The 23,248-nt window shown below is 71.9% G+C and carries 20 protein-coding genes; 12 read left to right on the plus strand and 8 right to left on the minus strand.

Features of this window, described 5'->3' with window-relative positions; translation table 11 throughout:
• Positions 1–44: 44 nt before the first annotated feature.
• The 6 genes from VSH64_RS11805 to VSH64_RS11830 form a co-directional block, all read right to left on the minus strand.
• On the minus strand, positions 45–923 hold the full coding sequence (locus VSH64_RS11805; RefSeq protein ID WP_326835595.1) for a LysR family transcriptional regulator: 879 nt from the start codon (positions 921–923) through the stop codon (positions 45–47).
• 10 nt (positions 924–933) lie between these two features.
• Complete coding sequence (locus tag VSH64_RS11810; protein WP_326835596.1) at positions 934–2,103, minus strand: NAD(P)/FAD-dependent oxidoreductase; 1,170 nt, start codon at positions 2,101–2,103, stop codon at positions 934–936.
• Positions 2,100–2,435, minus strand: coding sequence for a bifunctional 3-phenylpropionate/cinnamic acid dioxygenase ferredoxin subunit (locus VSH64_RS11815; RefSeq protein WP_326835597.1), 336 nt, complete (start codon positions 2,433–2,435; stop codon positions 2,100–2,102). Before VSH64_RS11815 ends, VSH64_RS11810 begins: the two co-directional genes overlap by 4 nt.
• 219 nt (positions 2,436–2,654) lie before the next feature.
• Positions 2,655–4,313: a choline dehydrogenase gene (betA, locus tag VSH64_RS11820; RefSeq protein WP_326835598.1), complete on the minus strand. Its 1,659-nt coding sequence runs from the start codon at positions 4,311–4,313 to the stop codon at positions 2,655–2,657.
• A gap of 30 nt (positions 4,314–4,343) precedes the next feature.
• On the minus strand, positions 4,344–5,894 hold the full coding sequence (locus tag VSH64_RS11825; protein WP_326835599.1) for an amino acid permease: 1,551 nt from the start codon (positions 5,892–5,894) through the stop codon (positions 4,344–4,346).
• A 35-nt stretch (positions 5,895–5,929) separates the two neighbouring features.
• Positions 5,930–7,396, minus strand: a complete 1,467-nt coding sequence (locus VSH64_RS11830) for an aldehyde dehydrogenase family protein (RefSeq protein WP_326835600.1) — start codon at positions 7,394–7,396, stop codon at positions 5,930–5,932.
• A 198-nt stretch (positions 7,397–7,594) separates the two neighbouring features.
• On the opposite strand from VSH64_RS11830, the gene VSH64_RS11835 reads away from it, so the two are divergent.
• On the plus strand, positions 7,595–8,176 hold the full coding sequence (locus VSH64_RS11835) for a TetR/AcrR family transcriptional regulator (RefSeq protein WP_326835601.1): 582 nt from the start codon (positions 7,595–7,597) through the stop codon (positions 8,174–8,176).
• Positions 8,177–8,463: 287 nt separating this feature from the next.
• Positions 8,464–9,585: an aromatic ring-hydroxylating oxygenase subunit alpha gene (locus tag VSH64_RS11840; RefSeq protein WP_326835602.1), complete on the plus strand. Its 1,122-nt coding sequence runs from the start codon at positions 8,464–8,466 to the stop codon at positions 9,583–9,585.
• Positions 9,586–9,741: 156 nt separating this feature from the next.
• Here the strand turns inward: VSH64_RS11840 and VSH64_RS11845 are convergent, their stop codons facing one another.
• A complete protein-coding gene (locus VSH64_RS11845; RefSeq protein WP_326835603.1) occupies positions 9,742–10,422 on the minus strand; it encodes a hypothetical protein in 681 nt (226 codons plus the stop codon).
• A 109-nt stretch (positions 10,423–10,531) separates the two neighbouring features.
• Complete coding sequence (locus tag VSH64_RS11850) at positions 10,532–11,203, minus strand: GntR family transcriptional regulator (protein WP_326835604.1); 672 nt, start codon at positions 11,201–11,203, stop codon at positions 10,532–10,534.
• 80 nt (positions 11,204–11,283) lie between these two features.
• On the opposite strand from VSH64_RS11850, the gene glyA reads away from it, so the two are divergent.
• The 10 genes from glyA (at position 11,284) to VSH64_RS11900 (ending at position 23,239) form a co-directional block, all read left to right on the plus strand.
• Positions 11,284–12,591, plus strand: coding sequence for a serine hydroxymethyltransferase (gene glyA / locus VSH64_RS11855; protein ID WP_326835605.1), 1,308 nt, complete (start codon positions 11,284–11,286; stop codon positions 12,589–12,591).
• On the plus strand, positions 12,588–13,802 hold the full coding sequence (locus tag VSH64_RS11860; protein ID WP_326835606.1) for a sarcosine oxidase subunit beta family protein: 1,215 nt from the start codon (positions 12,588–12,590) through the stop codon (positions 13,800–13,802). Before glyA ends, VSH64_RS11860 begins: the two co-directional genes overlap by 4 nt.
• Before the next feature lie 8 nt (positions 13,803–13,810).
• Positions 13,811–14,089 carry a sarcosine oxidase subunit delta gene (locus VSH64_RS11865; protein WP_326835607.1) on the plus strand — a complete coding sequence of 93 codons (279 nt, stop codon included), beginning with the start codon at positions 13,811–13,813 and terminating at the stop codon, positions 14,087–14,089.
• Complete coding sequence (locus VSH64_RS11870) at positions 14,086–16,719, plus strand: 2Fe-2S iron-sulfur cluster-binding protein (RefSeq protein WP_326835608.1); 2,634 nt, start codon at positions 14,086–14,088, stop codon at positions 16,717–16,719. Before VSH64_RS11865 ends, VSH64_RS11870 begins: the two co-directional genes overlap by 4 nt.
• Positions 16,709–17,344 carry a sarcosine oxidase subunit gamma gene (locus tag VSH64_RS11875; RefSeq protein ID WP_326835609.1) on the plus strand — a complete coding sequence of 212 codons (636 nt, stop codon included), beginning with the start codon at positions 16,709–16,711 and terminating at the stop codon, positions 17,342–17,344. The genes VSH64_RS11870 and VSH64_RS11875 overlap by 11 nt, the downstream gene beginning before the upstream one ends.
• Positions 17,329–18,171 (plus strand): formyltetrahydrofolate deformylase, encoded by an 843-nt coding sequence (gene purU, locus VSH64_RS11880; RefSeq protein ID WP_326835610.1) that lies wholly within the window; start codon positions 17,329–17,331, stop codon positions 18,169–18,171. The genes VSH64_RS11875 and purU overlap by 16 nt, the downstream gene beginning before the upstream one ends.
• Positions 18,172–18,185: 14 nt before the next feature.
• A complete protein-coding gene (locus tag VSH64_RS11885; RefSeq protein ID WP_326835611.1) occupies positions 18,186–20,630 on the plus strand; it encodes a GcvT family protein in 2,445 nt (814 codons plus the stop codon).
• A gap of 27 nt (positions 20,631–20,657) precedes the next feature.
• Positions 20,658–21,173, plus strand: coding sequence for a hypothetical protein (locus tag VSH64_RS11890; protein ID WP_326835612.1), 516 nt, complete (start codon positions 20,658–20,660; stop codon positions 21,171–21,173).
• Between the two features lie 123 nt (positions 21,174–21,296).
• Positions 21,297–22,133, plus strand: coding sequence for an oxidoreductase (locus VSH64_RS11895; protein WP_326835613.1), 837 nt, complete (start codon positions 21,297–21,299; stop codon positions 22,131–22,133).
• A gap of 101 nt (positions 22,134–22,234) precedes the next feature.
• Entirely contained in the window at positions 22,235–23,239 is a 1,005-nt protein-coding gene (locus VSH64_RS11900) for a zinc-dependent alcohol dehydrogenase (RefSeq protein ID WP_326835614.1), read from the plus strand.
• Positions 23,240–23,248: the final 9 nt, after the last annotated feature.

Below are 23,248 nucleotides of genomic sequence, written 5' to 3' on the forward strand. Positions count from 1 at the left end.
ATTCGATCAGGCCGGTAGCCGATCTTGATGGGGCCTTCGCCCGATCAGTCCTGGTTCGCCGGGTCCTCGCCGGCCAGCGCCAGAAAGCGTTCGGCGGCGGGGGAGAGCGGTCCGGGCCGCCACACCATGCGGCCGCGGCGCAGTAGCGGCGGGTCGAGCGGCACGGTGACCGCGCCCTGGCGCCGGGCGTCCTCGGCCATCGCGCGGGGCAGCAGCGCCGCGCCGGCACCGGCGAGCACCAGCGGCACGATCATCGCGCGGTGCTCGGTCTCCACGACCACGCGCGGTTCGGCCGTGCCGCGCAGGGCCTCCTCGACGATCCAGCGCGTGGCCGTGCCGGGCGGCGTGGTCACGAAGTCGAGGGCGGCCAGTTCCGGGCCGGAAAGCGCGTCGCATACGGAAGAGTCCGCCGGCAGCACCGCGAACACCTCCTGCTCGGCGAGATCGAGCCCGGCGAGGCCCGGGGTTTCGGCGCCGGACTCGACCAGGCCGACCTCGCTCTGTCCATTGCGGACCCGGTTCACCACGTCCGCGCCGGTCTCCGGCGCCCGCACCCGCACGAGCACCTGGGGGTGCGCGGCCCGGAAGCGCCCGAGCAGCCGGGCCAGCGGGTCGACGGCGAGCGTGGTCTGCGAGGCGAGGTCGAGGGTGCCGCCGCCGAGGCCGAGGACTTCGCGCACGGAGGCGTCGGCCGTGCGCAGGTCGCGCAGGATCTGCCGGGCCGGGCCGACGAGCGCCGTACCCGCGGGCGTCAGCGTGGCGCCGTGGGGCAGGCGGTGGAACAGCAGGCCGCCGAGCTCCTTCTCCAGCGCGCGCACGGCGTGCGAGAGTGAAGGCTGGGCGACGTGCAGGCGCCGGGCGGCGTTGGTGAAGCCGCCGTGGTCGACCACGGCGAGGAAGTACTGCAGCTGGCGGCGTTCCATCCCCCGGCAGTCAAGCGACCGGGGCGGGCCGCCGCAACACCTGGCGCCGCAGCCGCGTGAACTGCCGGGCGCTGTTCAGCGCGAAGACCCCGACCGTGACGCCCGCGCGCCGGTAGGTGGCCACGAACGCGGGGTCGTCGGGACCACCTTCGGTGAACACGATCTCGTCGCCGGGCTCCGGGTGCCCGGCGAGCTGCAGCGTGCCCGCGTACTGGTCCGACCAGACGTACCCGCTCGGCGAGTAGTGCCGGGCCGTGGTGCCGGCCAGCAGGTTCGCGACGGCGACGCCGGCCTGCTCGCTCGCGTTGGTCCAGTGCTCGTGCCGGTGCCGCCGGCCGGTCTCGGCCGAGGTGTACGCGGCGACATCGCCGATCGCCACCACGTTGGGCAGCGCGGTGACGAGCCCGCTCGACACGTGCACGCCGTTGGCGACCTCGAGACCCGAACCGGCCAGCCACTCGGTGGCCGGCACCATGCCGACGCCGACCACGACCACGTCGGCCGGCAGTTCTTCCCCGCCGACGAGCCGCACACCGGTCACGCGGCCGCCCCGGGTCACGAGCTCCTCGACCGCGGCGCCGCAGCGCAGCACCGTGCCGTGGCGTTCGTGCAGCCGCGAGCACACCTCGGCCAGCTGCGGACCGAGTACGCGTTCGAGCGGGGTGGGCAGCGCTTCGAGCACCGTGACGTCGAGCCCGAGCGCGCGGCAGGTGGAGGCGACCTCGGCACCGATGAACCCGGCCCCGACGATCACGACCCGCGCGCCCGGCACCAGCTCGGCCCGCAGCGCGAGCGCGTGGTCGAGGGTGCGCAAGACGTGGACGCCGGCCACGCCCTCGGTGCCCGGCAGCGTGCGCGCGCGGCCGCCGGTGGCGAGCACGATCCCGTCGACCGCCAGCTCGCCGTCGGACAGCACGAGCCGGCCGCCGGCCGGGTCGAGCCGTTCGGCGCGGGTGCCCAGCCGCAGCTCCAGCGACGCCGTGTCGTCGGCGTCGAGCAGGTCGAGCGACGCGCGGTCGGCCGTGCCGGCCAGGAACGCCTTCGACAGCGGCGGCCGGTCGTAGGGCAGGTGCGGTTCGGCCCCGACGAGCACGACGTGGCCGTCGAACCCCTGGGCCCGCAGCTCCTGCGCGGCCCGCGCGCCGGCGAGCGAGGCGCCGACGATCGCGACGCTCTTCACGCGGCGTCGCCGGTGTTCTCGAGGTGCTCGGTGGCTTCGGCCAGCACGTAGATCACGCCGTCGGCCACGTGGAGGTCGTACGTGCGCACCGGCTGCTTCGCGGGCAGGCACGACGGCATTCCGGTGCGCAGGTCGAACAGCGCCGCGTGCAGCGGGCACTCGACGAAACAGCCCTCGAGCCAGCCGTCGGCCAGCGACGCGTCCTGGTGGCTGCAGGTGTCGCCGATCGCGTAGAGCTCACCGTCGGCGTTGAACACCGCGATCGGCTCGGGCCCCGCGATCCGGACGGATTCGCCGGGGGGCAGTTCGTCCACCGTGCACGCGCGCAGCATCTGGGCCTCCGGGAGGAGCTGGGGGGTGTGTGCTGTTGAGGATCGCGGCTTGTTGCGTATGGGGGAACGCACAACGCGATACGCAACAAGTCTGCGGGCGTCGTCAGGATCGAGTCAAGGGGAGGGGCCCGATCGGATTCCGCGGATTTTCACGCCCCGGAAGCGGGCACACCACCGGCCCGTGCGCCGCGGAGGCGCACGGGTCCGGCCGGCTCGCGGTTACGCGGTGGTGTGGCGGTAGAAGGGCTGTTTGATCGGGGCGAGCGGGGTGTTGCCGAGGATCAGGTCGGCCGCCTTCTCGGCCGTCATCATCACCGGCGCGTAGATGTTGCCGTTGGGGATGTAGGGCAGCACCGACGCGTCGACCACGCGCAGGCCCTCGGTGCCGTGCACGCGCATGCTGGCCGGGTCGACCACCGACAGCTCGTCCACGCCCATCTTCGCGGTGCACGAAGGGTGCAGCGCGGTCTCGGCGTCCTTGGCGACCCAGTCGAGGATCTCCTCGTCGGTCTCCACCGACGGCCCGGGGGAGATCTCGCCGCCGTTGAACAGGTCGAGGGCCGACTGGTTGAGGATCTTGCGCGCCACGCGCACGGCCTCCACCCACTCGCGGCGGTCGTTCTCCGTGGACAGGTAGTTGAACCGCAGGGCCGGGTGCTCGCGCGGGTCGGTCGAGGTGATCTTCACGGAGCCGCGGGTGTCGGCGTACATCGGTCCCACGTGCACCTGGTAGCCGTGCCCGCCCGCCGGCACTGAGCCGTCGTAGCGGATCGCGATGGGCAGGAAGTGGAACATCAGGTTGGGGTAGGCCACTTCGTCGTTGCTGCGGACGAACCCGCCGCCCTCGAAGTGGTTGGTGGCCGCGGGGCCCGAGCGCAGGAACAGCCACTGCGCCCCGATCCACGGCCGCTTCCACTTCGCGAGCGAGGGTTGCATCGACACCGGCTGCTTGCACGCGTACTGGATGTAGACCTCGAGGTGGTCCTGCAGGTTCTCGCCGACGCCGGGCAGGTCGCGCACCACGTCGATGCCCAGCTTCGCCAGGTCCGCGGCGTTGCCGACGCCGGAGAGCTGCAGCAGCTGCGGCGTGTTGATCGCGCCGCCGCACAGGATGATCTCCTTGCCGTACACCTCACCGGGCGCGCCGCCGCCCTGCGCGTATTCGACGCCGATCGCGCGCGTGCCGTCGAAGAGGATCTGCGACACGAACGCGTGCGTCTTCACGGTCAGGTTCTTGCGGTGCCGCACCGGGTGCAGGTACGCGCGGGCCGCCGAGAGCCGCCGTCCTTTGCGGACGTTGCGGTCGAAGGCGGCGAAGCCTTCCTGCCGGAAACCGTTCACGTCGTCGGTGCGCGGGTAACCCGCTTGTACGGCCGCGTCGAAGAAAGCTTCGAACAACGGGTTGCTCGCCGGGCCGCGTTCGAGCTCCAGTGGCCCGTCGTGCCCGCGCCACGGCCCGTCCGGCGCGTCGGCGAGACAGTTCTCCATGCGGCGGAAGTAGGGCAGGCAGTGGGCGTAGTCCCAGTCGGACATGCCGGGGTCGCCGGCCCACCGCTCGTAGTCGAGTGGGTTGCCGCGCTGGAAGATCATCCCGTTGATGCTGCTGGACCCGCCGAGCACCTTGCCGCGCGCGTGGTAGATCCGCCGCCGGTTCATGTGCGGCTCGGGTTCGCTGCGGTAGCCCCAGTCGTAGTACTTGCTGCCGATCGGGAAGGTCAGCGCGGCGGGCATGTGGATGAACACGTCCCACTTCGCGTCTTCGCGGCCGGCTTCGAGGACCAGCACGGTGTTCGCCGGGTCGGCCGAGAGGCGGTTGGCGAGCGCGCAGCCCGCCGACCCACCGCCGACGATCACGAAGTCGTAGGTCTCGGTGCTCATGTCTCCTCCTTTTCCCTCAGGCCAACGGGGTCAGCTCTGCTGTGCGGGGGTTTCGCCCGCGCTGTGCGTGGTGGCCCAGCGGTGGCGCCGGAACCAGAGCAGGACACCGCCCACGACCACGATCAGCGCGGTCACCAGCACCGCACCCCACTGGAAGTACCAGTGGTCGTCGCCGTAGACCTCGGCCCGCGGCCAGATGAGGTTGATCGTCATGCCCGCGCCGTAGAGCACCGCCACGACGTTCACGAGCGTGCCCCAGCGGCCGAGCTTGAAGTACGGCCCGTGTTCCGGGCGCGGCCAGTGCCCGCGCAGGCGGCGCACCAGCATCGGGCCCGTGACCATCAGGTACGGGATGTAGAACAGGATGATCGCGGTGGAGGTGAGCACGAAGAACGCGCGCTGGTTGCCGAGGTTGATCAGCAGCACCACCACGGTGAGCCCACCGGTGATCAGCGCCGGCAGGACCGGCGTCTTCGACCGCGGCGACACCTTCGCCAGGGCCTTGCTGAACGGCAGCCGCCCGTCGCGGGCCATCGCGAACGTCATGCGGATCGCGGCCGTCTGCACGGCCAGGCAGCACACCGTGATCGCGATGGCCGAGCAGATCAGGAACGCGTCGCCGAGGCCGGTGCCGAGCGTGCTCTTGAGCAGGTACGGCATGCCCGAGGTGGACAGCTCCTCGGCGTTGAGGTCGCCGACGGCCATCATGCCGATCACCATCATGAGCCCACCGACGAGAAACGCCGCCGTGAGCGCGCGGATGATGGCGCGCGGCGCGTGCTTGCGCGGCTGCGTGGTCTCCTCGGCGAGCGAGCCCGCGGTGTCGAAGCCGTAGAACACGTACGCGCTCATCAGCGACGCGACCAGGAACGCGCCGAGGTAGCCGAGCGAGTGCCCGGAGCCGGTGCCATGGGTGTCGAACACGATCCCGGGGCCGCGCTTGATGTGCACGGCCAGCGCGATGATCAGCAGCACGCTCGCGCCGAGCTCCACGGCCACGCCGAAGTTGTTGATCTTCGCCATGAGCTTCACGCCGATGATGTTCACGATCGTCGCGAACACCACGAGCACGAGCGCGAGGATGATCGCGTTCTGCGCGCCGCCGGGGGTCGAGGTGAGACCGGCGTCGGAGTCGCTGCCCACGATCTGGAACGCGGTGGAGACCTGCGGCAGGATGATCTGGTAGGCCACCGCCACGGCCGCGGCGGTCACGATCGCGCCGATGATCATGATCCAGCCCGCGAGCCACGACGTCGCGGGTTTCGCGATCTGCTTGGCCCACTGGTACACCGAGCCCGCGAGTGGGAACTGACCGGCCAGCTCGGCGAAGCACAGGGCCACGGCGAGCTGACCGAGGAACACGAGCGGCCAGGTCCAGATGAACGCCGGCCCGCCCGAGCCGAAGCCGAAGAAGAACAGCTGGAACACGCCGGTCATGATCGAGATGTAGCTGAACCCGGCGGCGAAGCTGGAGAAGGAGCCGAGCGAGCGTTCGAGCTCCTGGCGGTAGCCGAACTTCGCGAGCTCGGAGCTGTCGGACTGGTCCGGGGAACCGCCCTTGCTCTGGGAGCGAGTCGTCATTGATTCGTCCTCGGGGTGGAGTCGGGGGAGAGGGGTCAGCCTTTGAACCAGTGCTGCGGCACGGGGTCGATGTTGTGGTAGACGTGTTTGGTCTCGCGGTACTCCGCCAGCCCCGAGGGGCCGAGCTCGCGGCCGATGCCGGACCGGCCGAACCCGCCCCACTCCGCCTGGGGCAGGTAGGGGTGGTAGTCGTTGATCCACACGGTGCCGTGGCGCAGGGCCCCGGCCACGCGTTGCGCCCGCCCGGCGTCCGAGGTCCAGACGGCGCCGGCGAGCCCGTAGTCGGTGTCGTTGGCGAGCGTGATCGCCTCGGCCTCGTCGGAGAAGCGCTCGACGGTCACCACCGGGCCGAACACCTCCTCCCGCACCACGGCCATCTCCCGCGTGCAGCCGGAGAACACGGTGGGGCGCAGGAAGAAACCCCGCTGCAGCGCGGGATCCTCGGGGCGGCCGCCGCCCGCGCGCAGGGTCGCGCCCGCTTCGAGCGCGCCGGCGATGTACCGCTCGACTTTCGCGCGGTGCTGCTCGGACACGAGCGGCCCCGCTTCGCTCGCCGGGTCGCGGCCGTCGCCGAGGCGGATGCGGTCCGCCCGCACGGCGAGCTCGTCGACGAACCGGTCGTGCACGCCGTCCTGCACGATCAGCCGGGCGCCGGCCGAGCACACCTGTCCGGAGTGGACGAACGCGGCGGCGAGCGCGTAGTCGAGCGCGGTCTCGAAATCGGCGTCGTCGAACACCACGTTGGGGTTCTTGCCGCCGAGTTCGAGCGCCACGCGCCGGACGCCGCGCGCGGCCGCGGCCATGATCTTCTCGCCGGTGGCGAGACCGCCGGTGAACGACACGAGGTCCACCCCGGCGTCGGCCACGAGGGCCGCGCCGACCGCGCCCGGACCCAGCAGCAGGTTCACCACCCCGGGCGGCACGCCGGCTTCCTCGGCGAGCGCGACGAGCCGGATCGTGGACAGCGGCGTGACCTCGCTCGGCTTGAGCACCGCGGTGTTGCCCGCGGCGAGCGCCGGAGCGAGTTTCCACGACATCTGCAGCAGCGGGTAGTTCCACGGCGCGATGAGCGCGCAGACGCCCACCGGTTCGTGGGTGATCCGGCTGATCGCGCGCGGGTCGCCGGTGTCCACCACGCGCCCGGCGTCCTGGCCGGCCAGCGAAGCGTAGTAGCGGAAAACGGCGGTGACGTCGTCGATGTCGATGCGGCCCTCGGCCAGTGTCTTGCCGGTGTCGAGGGTTTCGGTGCGGGCCAGGTCCTCGCGGTCGCGGTGCAGCAGCGCCGCGATGCGGGTGAGGAGGTCGGCGCGGTCGGCCGCCGTCGTTCTCCGCCACGGCCCGGCGTCGAACGCCCGGCGGGCCGCGGTCACGGCGGCGCCGACCTCGCCTGGGCCGGCCACCGAGACCGTCGCCAGCACTTCGGCGGTGGCGGGGTTGAGCACGTCCGAGCGCGCCTCGCCGGCGGCTTCGGTCCAGATTCCGTCGATGTGGAGGTCCTTCATCAGGCCTTCCCAAGCAGCTCGCGGAGCTTTTCGCCACGCGGGGTGTGACGCGCGGCACTTCGAGTGCGTACATTTGTACGCTAAGCGTGTACACATGTCCACAACGAGTTCTCGGCGCCGACACGCGGCGTTCGCGCGAGGCCGTGCGACGATCAGCGGTGCCCCGACGAGACCGGTGAGTGAAGGAGCTTCGCGGCGATGGCGACCACGGACCCCGCCGGGCGCAGGAAGCTGCGCGGCCCGAACGACCCCGAGCGGCGCGCCCGGATCGCGAAGGCGGCCATCGAGGTCGTCGCCGAGCGCGGCATCGACGGGCTGACCCACCGCGCCGTCGCGGCCGCGGCCGGCGTGCCACTGGGCTCCACGACGTATCACTTCGCGACGCTCGACGACCTGCTCGAGGTGGCGCTGCACGAAGCGGCCGCGAACAACGTGCGCGAGCTGCAGGAGTGGGAGCGGGCGCTCGATCCGGGCGCCGACTTCGCCGCCGCGCTGGCCGACCTGGTCATGGGTTACATCCACGAGCTCTACCCGCACACGGTCGTGGAGTACGACCTCTACGTGGCGGCCCTGCACCGACCGCGGCTGCGCCCGGCGAGCGCGGCGTGGGACGACGCGCTGATCAAGTTCTTCTCCACCCGCACCGACCCGCTCACCGGCCGGCTGCTCGCGGGGTTCTTCTGTGGCTTGCTCATGCAGGCGGCCCTGGCCGACCCGCCGCCGACGCGGCCGGAGATCGAGGCCTTGTTCCGCCGGGCGATCGAGGGCCCGCCGGCCTGACGGATGCGTTGGCGCGCAGGCGAAACCGCTTCCGCGCACCCGGTTCGGCGCGGCGTCCGGTAATCGGGTGACGCGAAAATCCCGTGCTTGACAGCGCTGCCGGGGCGACCGCATTGTGTTCCGGAGAGAGCAACCAGGCGCGCTGTGCGCAACAGCCCGACACTTGGCCGGCACGGCGCACCATCGTCGCCGGGTCACTTCCGCACGTCTGCCGGCTCGTTGTCCACCGAGCTCGTCCCGCACGCCTGCCCCGCACCGACTGTCCCGCCCCGAGAGGAGCATCGCCGGTGACGACCACCGACCTCCCGCAGAGCCTTCTGCCGACGCTGTCCGGCCGCCACTACACCGATCCGGAGATCTTCGCCCGTGAGCAGGAGCGGATCTTCGAGACGGACTGGTTCTGCGCCGTGCGCACCGCGGACCTCGCGGCGCCCGGTTCCTTCGAGACGGTGCAGATCGGCCGCGAGAGCGTGCTCGTCGCCCGCGGCCGCGACGGCGCGGTCAACGCGTTCCTCAACGTGTGCCGCCACCGCGGCGCGCGCCTGTGCACCGAAGCGAGCGGTCAGGTCAAGCGCGCGTTCCAGTGCGGGTACCACGCGTGGACCTACGGCCTCGACGGCAAGCTGATCGCCGCGCCGAACCTCACCGGCATGCCCGACGTCGACCGCACCGAATACGGGCTGACCCGCCTGGCCGTGCGCGAGTGGCTCGGCTACGCGTGGGTGTGCCTGGCCGAGGAACCGCCGTCGTTCGAGGCCACGGTGATGGCCGACGTCGCCGACCGGCTCGGCGGGCCGGGCGAGATCGAGGCGTACGGGCTCGACGGGCTTTCACTCGGCAGGCGCGTGGAGTACGACGTGCGGGCCAACTGGAAGCAGATCATCGAGAACTTCATGGAGTGCTACCACTGCGCGACGATCCACCCGGAGCTCACCGAGGTGCTGCCGGAGTTCGCCGACGGCTACGCCGCGCAGTACTACGTGGGCCACGGCGCGGAGTTCGGCGAGGAGATCGCCGGGTTCACCGTGGACGGCAGCGCCGGCGTGACCCGGCTGCCGGGCGTGGGGGAGCACCAGGACCGCCGCTACTACGCGATCACGATCCGGCCGCAGGTGTTCGTGAACCTCGTGCCGGACCACGTGATCCTGCACCGGATGTTCCCGCTGGCGCCCGACCGCACGCTGGTGGTGTGCGACTGGCTGTACCTGCCGGAGGTGGTGGCGTCCGGAGTGGACCTGGACCGTTCGGTGGAACTGTTCCACCGGGTGAACCTGCAGGACTTCGAGGCGTGCGAACGGTGCCAGCTCGCGATGGGCTCGCGCTCCTACGCGCGCGGCGGTGTGCTCGTGCCGAGCGAGCACCACATCGGCGCGTTCCACGACTGGGTGCGGGCGCGGACCGAAGACTGAGCCGGGCCGGGCGGGGTCGGTCCGGTGATGGTCGGCGCGATCCTCACGGTGGCACCGGATCGCGCCGACCATTACGCCGTCCATTATGACGGGATCGGCCGGCCCGCGGCCTCGCTCGCGCTCGGTTCGGACCGGCCTGCCGGGACGTCTCGGCCCCTACCCCTGGTACGGCCCGCTCGGCGGCTGGTACCCCGGCGGCGGGAACCCTTGCTGCTGCGGGAATCCGGGCTGCTGCTGCGGGTACGCCGCCTGCGGCTGGAACCCCGGCTGCTGAGGAGAGTCCTGCCAGACCGGAGCCGCCTGCGGAGGGAACTGCCCTTGTGGATCGAACGGTGCCGGCGGAGTGAACGCCGCCGGGTCGGACTGCGCCGCATTGAACTGTTGCGGGTTGAACTGCGCCGGATTGACCTGTGCCGGGTTGACCTGCCCCGGCGCGCTGAACTGATCCTGCGGCGCGAACCCCGGCGGCGGCGCGAAACCCGCCTGGTGTCCGGCCGCGCCCTGGTTCACCGGGCCGGAGCCCAGCCGGGCCCTGCGCCGAAGTGCGACGACCAGCCGCCACCCGGCCAGGCCCGCGATGCCCGTGCCGATGCCGACGCTGACCCACCGGCCGCCGCCGTTGAAGGACTTCGCGTTGTCGATCGAGTCCCGCAGCTTCTCGTCGTAGGTCTCGGTCGAGGTCACCCCGTACTGCGTCCGCTCACAGGTGTCGCCCGGCCGCATCTCCTCGCTGCCGCACACCACCTTGCCGTCGGGGCTCGGGGTGTAGAACAGGCCGTTCGCCACCAGCCCCAGCCCGAAGAGCACGGCAATGGACCACCAGATGACGCTTTTCATCGATTCCCCCTGGATCCCGAATCGGGTAACGGGGCACATCAGACCACAAAACGATCTGTGACGCACACGCTTCGGACGTAACAGTCGTAAGAGGGGAACCGGGCGGTGGCTAGATGAGCGCGCGGATCGCCTGTTCGAACCCGGTCACGTGGTCGAGCGTGAGGGCGGCGGCCTTGTCCGCGTCGCCCTCGATGATCGCCGTGAGCAGCGGCAGGTGCTCGTTCACGTGGCCGGCGAGGCCGCGCAGGCGGGGCAGGAACACGCACCAGATGCGGGTGGCGAGGTTGTCGTAGTGGATCAGCGTGTCTTCGAGGAACGGGTTGTGCACGCAGCGGTAGATCGCGCGGTGCAGGTCGAGGTCGGTGCGCAGCAGTTCGGTGTTGTCGGCCGGGCCCGCCGGGGCGCCGGTGTCGAGCTGCTCGCGCAGCACCGTGAGTCCCGCGCGGTCGGCGTCCGTCGCGCGCTCGGCCGCCGCGGCCGTGGCCAGCGGCTCCAGTGTGCGGCGCACCTCGGAGATGTGCGCGAGGTCGGAGATGTTCACGTCCGTGGCGAAGGTGCCGCGGCGCGGGTAGGCGATCACGAGGTGCTCGGTCTCGAGGCGTTTCAGCGCCTCGCGCACGGGGGTGCGGCCCATGCCGAGCGTGCTGCCGAGCCAGTCCTCGTTGATCGGGTCGCCCGGTTTGATGTCGAGCATCACGAGGCGGTCGCGGATGAACAGGTAGGCCTGCTCCGCCAGTGACGGGCCGGTGACCGGGATCGGGCTGTTGACCTGGGTGCTCACCCCGCCTACCCTACATCGAAGATTGATATATCAGAAGTCGACCAGCCAGTTGTGAGTACTACCAACGGAAGCGGGCAGGAATGACCTCGACGATCGGGGAGGCGGGCGCCGTGCTCGGCCGCTCCCTGCGGGACTTCGACCCGGACGTGGCCGCCGCGATCGGCGCCGAGCTGCACCGCCAGGCCTCGACGCTCGAGATGATCGCCAGCGAGAACTTCGCGCCGCTCTCGGTGCTGCAGGCCCAGGGCTCGGTGCTCACCAACAAGTACGCCGAGGGCTATCCCGGCCGGCGCTACTACGGCGGGTGCGAGCACGTGGACGTGCTCGAGAACCTCGCCCGCGAACGCGTGAAGGAGCTCTTCGGCGCGCGGTTCGCCAATGTGCAGCCGCATTCCGGCGCGCAGGCCAACGCCGCCGCCATGGCCGCGCTGCTCAAGCCCGGCGACCGGATCCTCGGCCTCTCGCTGGCCCACGGCGGGCACCTCACCCACGGGATGCGGATCAACTTCTCGGGCCTGCTCTACGAAGTCTCGGCCTACGAGGTTTCCGCCCAGGACTTCCGCGTTGACCTCGACGAGGTCGCGCGGCTGGCGCGCGAGCACCGGCCGAAGCTGATCATCGCCGGCTGGTCGGCCTACCCGCGTCAGCTCGACTTCGCGCGGTTCCGCGCGATCGCCGACGAGGTGGGCGCCTACCTGATGGTGGACATGGCCCACTTCGCCGGTCTCGTGGCGGCCGGGCTGCACCCGTCGCCGGTGCCCCACGCGCACGTCACGACCACCACCACGCACAAGACCCTTGGCGGCCCGCGGGGCGGCGTGGTGCTCACGAACGACCCGGACCTGGCCAAGAAGATCAACTCGGCCGTGTTCCCCGGTCAGCAGGGCGGCCCGCTGCAGCACGTGATCGCAGCCAAGGCCGTCGCGTTCAAGATGGCCGGCGAGCCGGAGTTCGCCGAACGCCAGCAGCGCACCCTGCGCGGCGCGAAGCTGCTCGCCGAACGGCTGCTGGCCGACGACGCGGCGGCGGCCGGCGTCTCCGTGCTCACCGGCGGCACGGACGTGCACCTGGTGCTCGCCGATCTGCGCGAGTCCGTGTTGGACGGTCAGCAGGCCGAGGACCGCCTGCACGCGGTGGGGATCACGGTGAACCGCAACGCGGTGCCGTTCGACCCACGCCCGCCGATGGTCACCTCCGGCCTGCGCATCGGCACGCCCGCGCTGGCCACCCGCGGGTTCGGCGACGAGGAGTTCCGCGAGGTCGCCGACCTCGTGGCCCTCGCGTTGCTGCCCGGTTTCGACGACGCGGTGGCCGAACAGCTGCGCGCCCGCGTGAGCGCGCTGACCGAGCGCTTCCCGCTCTACCCGGACCTGGAGGCGGCGTGGTGACCGACCTGCCCGAACACCCCGACTTCCTCTGGGACAACCCGGAACCGAAGAAGTCCTACGACGTGGTGGTGGTCGGCGGGGGCGGCCACGGCCTCGCCACCGCCTACTACCTCGCGAAGGTCCACGGCATCACCGACGTCGCCGTGGTGGAGAAGGGCTGGCTCGCGGGCGGCAACATGGCCCGCAACACCACCATCATCCGGTCCAACTACCTGTGGGACGAGAGCTCCGGCATCTACGAGCACTCGCTCAAGCTGTGGGAAGGCCTCGAAGAGGACCTCGGGTACCCGATCCTGTTCAGCCAGCGCGGGGTGCTCAATCTCGCGCACAGCCTGCAGGACGTGCGCGACAGCGTGCGCCGGGTCGAGGCCAACAAGCTCAACGGCATCGATGCCGAGTGGGTGGACGCGGCCGGGGTGAAGGAGCTCTGCCCGATCGTCAACACCTCACCCGACGTGCGCTACCCCGTGCTGGGCGCGACCTACCAGCCCCGCGCCGGCATCGCGAAACACGACTACGTGGCCTGGGGTTTCGCTCGCGCGGCGGCCGCGCTGGGCGTGGACCTGATCCAGGACTGCGAGGTCACGGGCATCGAGAAGACGGCCGGGCGGGTGACCGCTGTCGAGACCACCCGCGGCCGGATCGGCGCGGGCAAGGTCGCGCTGTGCGCGGCCGGGCACTCGTCGGTGGTCGCGAAGCTGGCCGGGTTCGAGCTGCCGCTGGTGTCGCACCCGTTGCAGGCCCTGGTGTCGGAGCTGCTCGAACCCGTGCACCCGACCGTGGTCATGTCCAACGCCGTGCACGTCTACGTTTCCCAGGCGCACAAGGGCGAGCTGGTGATGGGCGCCGGCATCGACGCCTACGCCGGCTACGGCCAGCGCGGCGCGTTCCACATCATCCAGGACCAGATGGCCGCCGCGCTCGAGCTGTTCCCGGTGTTCGCGCGGGCGCACCTGCTGCGCACGTGGGCCGGGATCGTGGACGTGACCCCGGACGCGTCGCCGATCGTCGGTCTCACGCCGGTGGAGAACCTGTACGTGAACTGCGGCTGGGGCACCGGCGGGTTCAAGGCCACGCCCGGGGTCGGCGACTGCTTCGCCCACACCGTGGCCAAGGGCAAGCCCCACCCCTACGCCGAGCCCTTCACCCTCGACCGGTTCACCACCGGTGCCCTCGTCGACGAGCACGGCGCCGCCGCCGTCGCCCACTAGGAGTTCCCGTGCAACTCATCCCCTGCCCGTGGTGCGGGCCGCGCGAAGAGACCGAGTTCCACTACGGGGGCCAGGCGCACGTCGCCTACCCCGCGGACCCGGCCGCACTGTCCGATGAGGACTGGGCGAAGTTCGTGTTCTTCCGGGCCAACCCCAGCGGCCCGTTGCCCGAGCGCTGGACGCACTCCGCCGGCTGCCGGCGGTGGTTCAATGCCGTGCGCGACACCCGCACCCACGACCTGCTGGCGGTCTACCGCCTCGACGAGCCCCGGCCGGTGATCCCGTGACGCGCCTGCCCGGCCGCGGCCGCGTGGACCGCACCGCGCCGCTCAAGTTCACCTTCGACGGCCGCGAGCTCACCGGCTTCCGCGGCGACACGCTCGCGTCGGCGCTGCTGGCGAACGGCATCCACCAGGTCGCCACCAGCATCAAGTACGGCCGCCCGCGCGGCATCCTCGCCGCCGGGGTCGAGGACGCGACCGCGCTCGTGCAGATCGAGGCGCCGTTCCCGGAGCCGATGCTCGGCGCGACCACGGTCGAGCTGTACGACGGCCTGGTCGCGCGAGGACTGTCCGGTCAGGGCAGGCTCGCCGCCGAGCCCGATCCGGCGCGCTACGACGCCAAACACGTGCACTGCGACGTGCTGGTCGTCGGCGCCGGACCGGCCGGGCTGGCCGCCGCGGCCGCCGCCTCCGGACGCGTGCTCCTGGTCGACGACCGGCCCGAGCCGAGCGGTGCGGTCCCCAATGGTGTCCGGTTCCTCTCCCGCACGAGCGCGTTCGGCGTGTACGACGACGGGTTCGTGCTGGCGTTGGAACGCCGTGGGGAGCACGCGGCGCCCGAGCGGATCTCGCGGCAGCGCGTGTGGCGGATCCGCGCGAAGCGGATCGTGCTCGCGACCGGCGCGCACGAGCGGCCCGTGGTGTTCCCGGACAACGACCGGCCCGGCATCATGCTCGCCGGGGCGGCACGGACCTACCTGAACCACTACGGCGTGCTTGCCGGGCGACGCGCGGTCGTGTTCACCACCAACGACAGCGCGTACGACGCCGCTTTCGACCTGGCCGACGCCGGGGCGGAGATCGCGGTGATCGCCGACGCCCGGGACACGGTCCCGGAGCGGCTCGCCGAGGCGGCCGCCGCCCGCGCGATCGAGATCCGGACCGGCCACGGCGTGGTCGGCACCGCCGGGGGCGACCGCATCACGTCGGCGGTCGTGGCGGAACTGGGGGCGACTCACGGCGATCGGTTCGCCTGCGACCTGCTGCTGGTGTCCGGCGGCTGGAACCCGGCCGTGCACCTGTTCAGCCAGGCCCGCGGCCGGCTGCGTTACGCGCCGAAGCTGGGCGCCTACGTGCCGGACGGCGGGCATCCCCGGATCAGCGTGGTCGGGAGCGCGGCCGGTGACGGGCTGCCCGAGGTGAAGGTGCTGTGGCAGGTCCCGGCGGCGGAGTCCGAAGTGGACACCCGGTTCGTGGACCTGCAGCGCGACGCCACCGTGTCCGATGTGCTGCGCGCGACCGGCGCCGGCCTGCGGTCGCTGGAGCACGTGAAGCGCTACACGACCATCGGCACCGCCCACGACCAGGGCAAGACGTCCGGACTGCTCGCCGCGGGCATCACCGCCGAGGCGCTGGGCCGGGACCTGGCCGAGCAGCGGCCGACCACCTTCCGCCCGCCTTACACGCCGGTGTCGTTCGCCGCGCTGGCCGGGCGCAACCGCGGCGAGCTGCACGATCCCGTGCGGGTCACGGCGCTGCACCCGTGGCACGTCGAGCACGGCGCGGAGTTCGAGAGCGTCGGCCAGTGGAAGCGGCCGTGGTACTACCCGCGGCCCGGTGAGGACCTCGAAGCCGCGGTGCTGCGGGAATGCCGGGCCGCGCGCACCGGCGTCGCGCTCATGGACGGCTCCACGCTCGGCAAGATCGACGTGCAGGGCCCGGACGCCGCGGCGTTCCTCGACCTGCTCTACACGAACCTGATGAGCTCGCTCAAGGTCGGGCGCATCCGCTACGGCGTGATGTGCGGAGTCGACGGCATGGTCATCGACGACGGCACGGTGATCCGCGTGGCCGACGACCGTTTCCTCGTGACCACGACCACCGGCAACGCGGCGATGGTGCTGGAGTGGATGGAGGAGTGGCTGCAGACCGAGTGGCCGCACCTGCGCGTGTTCGCCACCTCGGTGACCGAGCACTGGGCCACGGTCCCGCTCGTCGGCCCGCGCTCGCGCGCGGTGCTGGCGAAGGTGGCGCCGGACCTCGACGTGGCAGGCGAGGCGTTCGGCTTCATGACCTGGCACGACACAGAGGTCGCGGGCATCGCGGCCCGGGTGTGTCGGATCAGCTTCTCCGGTGAGCTGGCGTACGAGATCAACGTGCCTTCGTGGCACGGGATCGCGTTGTGGGAAGCGCTGCTCGAAGCCGGCGCCGAACACGGGATCACGCCCTACGGCACGGAGACCATGCACGTGCTGCGCGCGGAGAAGGGCTACCCGATCATCGGGCAGGAGACCGACGCGACCGTGACCCCGCAGGATCTCGGCATGAGCTGGGCGGTGTCGAAGAAGAAGCCCGATTTCCTCGGCAAGCGCTCGTTCACCCGCGCGGAGAACCTGCGGCCCGACCGCAAGCAGCTCGTGGGCCTGCTGCCGCAGGACCCGGCCGTGCTGCTGCCGGAAGGCTCGCAGCTCATCGAGACCGACCACGTGCCGGCGCCGCCGGTGCGCATGCTCGGCCACGTCACGTCGAGCTACCGCAGCGCCGCGCTGGGCCGCACCTTCGCGCTTGCTCTCGTGCGGTCCGGGCGCGAACGCGTCGGCCAGACCCTGTACGTGCCGGTCGGCGACGCCGTGGTGCCGGTGACCGTGACCGAGTCCGTGCTGTTCGACCAGGAAGGGGCCCGCCGTGACGGCTGACCTGAAGCGCCGCGCCCCGCTCGAGGACCACGCCGGCGCGCTGGCCGCCCTCGCTCCCGCCGTGCTCGCGCAGGAGCGGCCGTTCCTGACGCAGCTCACCGTGCGGGTGCGCGTGGGCCACGCGGCCACCGGCGGAGTGCTCGGTGTGCCGCTGCCCGACGAACCGTGCACGTTCACCTCGGGCACCGGCCGGTTCGGCACCGTCGACGTGCTGTGGCTGGGCCCGGACGAGTACCTGGTCCTGGCCGCGCCCGGCCTCGCCGCGGAGATCGAAGCGGCGCTGCGGGAGGCGATCGTGGTCGGGGCGGTCACCGACACCTCGGCGCAGCGCACCACCGTCCGCCTCGCCGGACCGGCCGTGCGGGACGTGCTCGCGCACGGTTGCGCGATCGACCTCGACCCGGCCGCGTCGCCGCCCGGCACGTGTGTGCAGACCCTGTTGGCCCGCACTGGGATCGTGCTGCTCGTCCGCGCCGGCGACGAGTTCACCGTGCTGGTGCGCCAGTCCTTCGCGCCGTACTTCGCCGCCTGGCTCGCCGACGCGGCCACCGAGTACACCACCGACAGCATCGACGACACTGACCGCAGCTACGGCACCGAGGAGGCGTCATGGCCTTCACGCTGACGCTGAGCTGTCCCGAGCGGGCGGGCATCGTCCAGGCCGTGACCACGTTCCTGCTGGACCGCGGCTGCGACATCGTGGAGCACCAGCAGTTCGACGACGACGTGCGCGGCTCGCTGTTCCTGCGCACCTCGTTCACCTGCGCCGGACCGTCCACAGTGGATGATCTGCGCCGCGCGTTCGGCACCGTGGCCGGCGACTTCGGGATGGAGTTCGAGCTCGCCGACGGCACCGCGCCGCGGCTGCTGGTGATGGTGTCGAAGTTCGGGCACTGCCTCAACGACCTGCTCTTCCGCTGGCGCGCGGGCAGCCTGGGCGCCGAGATCGCGCTGGTGGTGTCGAACCACGAGGACCTGCGGCCGATGGCCGAGGCCGCCGGGGTGCCGTTCGTCCACGTGCCGGTGACCCCGGACACCAAGGCCGAGGCCGAGCAGCGGCTGCTCGACCTCATCGGCGAGTACGAGACCGACCTGGTCGTGCTCGCGCGCTACATGCAGGTGCTGTCCAACGACCTCTGCCTCAAGCTCGCCGGCCGGGCCATCAACATCCACCACTCGTTCCTGCCGGGTTTCAAGGGCGCGAAGCCGTACCACCAGGCCTACGACCGGGGCGTGAAGTACGTCGGTGCGACCGCGCACTACGTGACCCCCGACCTCGACGAGGGACCGATCATCGAGCAGGAGGTGCAGCGGGTGGACCACACGTACTCGCCGCGCGAGCTGGTGACCGTGGGCCGCGACGCCGAGGCGCTCGCCCTGTCGCGGGCGGTCCGCTGGCACTGCGAACGCCGGGTCCTGCTCAACGGCAACAGCACCGTCGTCTTCCGGTAAGGAGAGTTCTTCTCATGACCCGAGTCGTGATCATCGGCGCCGGCATCGTGGGCGCCAACCTCGCCGACGAGCTCACCGCGCGCGGCTGGACCGACGTCACCGTGCTCGACCAGGGCCCGCTGCCGCTCACCGGCGGCTCGACCTCGCACGCGCCCGGTCTCGTGTTCCAGACCAACCCGTCGAAGACGATGACGGAGTTCGCCCGCTACACCGTGGAGAAGTTCAGCGGCCTGGAGGTCGACGGTCTGCCGTGCTTCAACCAGGTCGGCGGCATGGAGGTGGCGAGCACCGCGGCGCGGTGGCAGGACCTGCACCGCAAACACGGCTGGGCCACCTCGTGGGGCGTCGACGCGCGGCTGATCGACGTCGACGAGTGCCTGCGCCGCTGGCCGCTGCTGGACGGCTCACGCGTTCACGGCGCGTTGTACGTGCCGACCGACGGGCTGGCGAAAGCGTCACGCGCCGTGGTGGCGCTCGCGCGCCGGGCTGAGTCGCGGGGCGCGCGGTTCGTGGGCTCCACGAAGGTCACGGGTCTCAAGCAAGCCGGCGGCCGGGTGACGGGCGTCGAGACGGACCAGGGCGAGTTCACGGCGGACGTCGTGGTGTCGTGCGCCGGGTTCTGGGGAGTCGAGCTCGGCGCGCTGGCCGGGATGACCGTGCCGCTGCTGCCGCTCGCGCACCAGTACGCGAAGACGGGCCAGGTCGCGGACCTGGTGGGACGCAATACCGAGACGAGCGAGGCGAGCCTGCCGATCCTGCGCCACCAGGACCAGGACCTCTACTTCCGCGAGCACGTCGACCGCCTCGGCATCGGCTCGTACGCGCACCGGCCGATGCCCGTCGAACCCGGCGGCGTCGACGGGGAGGTCACGGAATCGTCGATGCCGTCGATGCTGCCGTTCACCGACGAGGACTTCGCGCCTTCCTGGGAGCAGAGCAAGCTGCTGCTGCCCGCGCTCGGCCGGACCAAGGTCGAGGAAGGCTTCAACGGCATCTTCTCCTTCACCCCCGACGGCGGGTCGCTGGTGGGGGAGTCGGAACACGTGCGCGGGTTCTGGATCGCCGAGGCGGTGTGGGTCACGCATTCGGCCGGGATCGCGAAGGCCGTGGCGGAACTGCTGGTGCACGGCCGGTCCGAGACCGACCTGCACGAGGTCGACGTGCACCGGTTCGAGGAGGTGCAGCTCGCGCCGGAGTACGTGCGCGAGACCTCGCAGCAGAACTTCGTGGAGATCTACGACGTCCTGCATCCCTTGCAGCCCAAGCTTTCGCCGCGTGATCTGCGGGTGAGCCCGTTCCACGCGCGCCAGCGCGAGCTGGGCGCGGTGTTCCTGGAGGCCGGCGGCTGGGAGCGGCCGCACTGGTTCGAGGCCAACGCGCCGCTGGTGAAGCAGCTGCCGCACGAGTACCTTCCGCCGGCACGCGACGCGTGGGCCGGGCAGTTCCACTCGCCGATCGTGGCGGCCGAGGCGTGGCACACGCGCAACGGCGTGGCGCTGTACGACATGACGCCGCTCAAGCGCGTGGAGGTGAGCGGGCCGGGCGCGCTGGAGTTCCTGCAGGGGCTCACCACGAACCAGCTCGACAAGTCCGTCGGGTCGGTCACCTACACGCTGATGCTCGACGACGCCGGTGGTGTGCGCAGTGACGTCACGGTGGCGCGCCTCGAGGCCGACGTGTTCCAGGTCGGGATCAACGGCAACCTCGACGTCGCGTACCTGAATTCGGTGGTGCCGCAGGGCGTTCGCGTGAGCGACACCACCGGCGGCACGTGCTGCGTCGGCGTGTGGGGACCGCTCGCGCGCGACCTGGTGCAGCCCTTGTCGGCGGAGGACTTCTCGCACGCGGGGCTCAAGTACTTCCGGGCGCGCTCGGCGCGGATCGCCGGCGTGCCGGTGACCGCACTGCGCCTGTCCTACGTGGGCGAGCTCGGCTGGGAGATCTACACCTCGGCCGACAACGGCCTGCGCCTGTGGGACGCGTTGTGGTCGGCCGGGCAGCGGCTCGGCGTGATCGCGGCCGGGCGGGCGGCGTTCAACAGTCTGCGTCTCGAAAAGGGCTACCGGCTCTGGGGCACGGACCTGACCACCGAGCACGATCCGTACGAGGCCGGAGTGGGCTTCGCCGTTCGCCCGGCGAAAGGTCCGTTCGTGGGTCGCGACGCGATCGAGGGCCACACCGAGGACACCGCGGCGCGCCGGCTGCGCTGCCTGACCGTGGACGACGGCAGGACCGTGGTGCTGGGCAAGGAACCGGTGTTCGTCGACGGCGCGCCGGCCGGCTACGTGACGAGCGCGGCCTACGGCTACACGATCGGACGGCCGATCGCCTACGCGTGGCTGCCGGGGACCGTCGGGATCGGTGCGTCGGTGGAGATCGAGTACTTCGGCCGGCGAGTGGCCGCGACGGTGGCCGACGAGCCGTTGGTGGATCCGGGCCTGGACCGGATCCGGCGCTGAAAGGGGTTTCTCGTGCGGGATCAGATCATGAGCGAGTTCCTGAAGTTCCTCGCGACGCCGGCGGTCGGGGCTTCGGTGCCCGCGGGCGGGACCGTCGCGGCCCTGGCGTTGGCACAGGCCGCCGCGTTGCTTGCGCGCACCGGCAACGGCGAGATCGGCAGTGCGGTCGGCGACGTGAGCGGCGGTGGGGCCGGCAGTGCGGGCGGCGGCTGGATGCACGGGCTGCGGCTCGCCGAGCAGGACGCGTTCGCGGTGCGCCGGGATCCGGCGCTCGCCGAGGCCTGCCGTCCCGCCGCGGCCGTGATCGCGGCGGCGGGCGACCTGCTCACCGTGGCCGAGCAGCGCTTGGATGAAGTGCGCGGCGGCGCGCTGCTCGACGTGGCGGCCGCCGCCGAGGCGATCCGGTCGGCCGTGGTGACCGCGCGGGTCGCGATCGAGAGCCGGACCGGCGCCGAGGTACCGGTGGCAGCGGAGGTCGACGGCCTCGCCGAGCGAGCCGAACGGATCACGGAGGCGGTGCGGGCGGGCGTGGCCGTGGTCTGACGGCCCCGCGGGCGAACGCCGGAGGCGTGGGCGCAGTGGTCCAACTAACTAACCGGTTGGTTGCCAAAACGGCCGGATCGGTGTCTCATGGAATGAGCAGCACCGATCCTCCGGAAGGCACTCATGTCCCAGACCTGGCTCATCACCGGCAGCTCCCGCGGCTTCGGACGGGAGCTGGCCACCGCGGTCCTCGACCACGGCGACCGCCTCGTGGCCACCGCCCGCAAGCCCGAGCAGCTCGACGACCTCGTGGCGCGCTACGGCGACCGCGTGCGCGCCGTCGCCCTCGACGTGACCGACCCGGCGGCCGCGCGGGCGGCCGTGCAGGTCGCGGTCGACGCGTTCGGCTCGCTCGACGTCGTCGTGAACAACGCCGGCTACGCGAACTCGGCACCCATCGAAGAAATGCCCGACGACGACTTCCGCGCCCAGATCGACGCGAACTTCTACGGCGTCGTCAACGTCACCAAGGCCGCGCTGCCGATCCTGCGCGCCCAGCGTTCGGGCACCATCGTGCAGTTCTCGTCGATCGGCGGCCGCGTCGGCGGCTCGCCCGGGATGGGCGCCTACCAGGCCGCGAAGTTCGCGGTGGAGGGCTTCTCCGAGGTCCTGGCCAACGAGGTGACCTCGTTCGGCGTCCACGTGCTCATCGTCGAGCCCGGCGCGTTCCGCACCGACTGGGCCGGCTCGTCGATGCGCGTCGACCCGGTCGGCCCCGACTACGACGCGTCCGTGGGCGCGATGAACCGCCGTCGCGAGGACTCGGCCACCTGGCCCGGCGACCCCGCGCGCGCCGCGAAGATCATCCTCGACGTCGTCGGCCACACCGACCCGCCCCGTCGCCTCATCCTCGGCGCGGCGGCGGTCGAGCTGGCCGCCCGCTCGTCCGCCGAGCGCGCCGCGGAAGCCGACAAGTGGGCCGACGTGAGCCGGTCGGCCGACTTCCCGCCCGGCGAGTGAAGCGGGCCGCCACGCGGGTGACCTCCGCCGGCTGATCGACTCGCCCCACCTCGGCCGAGCACTAGCATCGGAGCCATGCGCGGACGTGCCGAGGTGGCCCGGTGAGGGCGTTTGTCATCCACGGGCCCGGCGACGCCGGGGTGGCCGAGGTGCCGGATCCGGTCGCGGGGCTCGGTGAGGTCGTGGTGGCCGTGGAGCGCGCGGGGGTGTGCGGCACGGACGTCGAGTTCTTCACCGGCGAGATGCACTACCTCGGCGACGGGCAGGCGCGCTACCCGATGCGGATCGGCCACGAGTGGTGCGGCACGGTCGTGGCCACCGGCGAAGGAGTGCATCCCCTGTGGGTCGGGCGGCGGGTCGTCGGCGACACCATGCTCGGCTGCGGCCACTGCCGGCGCTGCCACAGCGGGCACCAGCACGTGTGCGCGACGCGGCAGGAAGTGGGGATCCGCGGCGGCCGGGCCGGGGCGCTGGCGGAGAAGATCGTGGTGCCGGTGACGTCGCTGCACGAGCTGCCGCCCGAGGTCGACACCACGGCCGGGGCGTTGGTCGAGCCGGGCGGCAACGCGCTCAGGGCGGCGCGGGCCGCGCTGGGGGAGAAGGGCGAGGGCCGGGTCGTGGTCTACGGACCGGGCACGATCGGGCTGCTCACCGCGATGTTCCTGCGGGCGGCGGGCGCCGAGGTCCACCTGGTCGGCGTCACACCGGAGTCGATCACCTTCGCGCGAGAGCTCGGTTTCGCCGCCGAGGCCGCGCCACCGTCGTCGCCCGTCGACGCGGTCGTGGACGCCACCAGCGACCCGGCCGTGCCGGCGGGCGCGCTGGAGCTGGTGGAGCCGGCGGGCCGGCTCGTCTGCATCGGACTGGCCGGCGAGCCGAGCCGCATCGACTCGCGGCAGCTGGCGTTGAAGGACGTGACGGCGGTCGGGATCCTCAGCGCTTCGCCGGGCCTCGAGGCGGCCATCGACCACTACGCCGCGGGGGACGTGGATCCGCGGCCGATCGTGGCGGCCACGGTCGGGCTGGCCGACCTCGCCGACGTGTTCGCCGGGCGCCGTCCGCCCGGTACCGGCCCGAAGATCCTGGTCGACCCGACGGTGCCGTGAAGGCGAGTC

It is taken from the genome of Amycolatopsis rhabdoformis (assembly GCF_035918295.1).
Classification (GTDB): domain Bacteria; phylum Actinomycetota; class Actinomycetes; order Mycobacteriales; family Pseudonocardiaceae; genus Amycolatopsis; species Amycolatopsis rhabdoformis.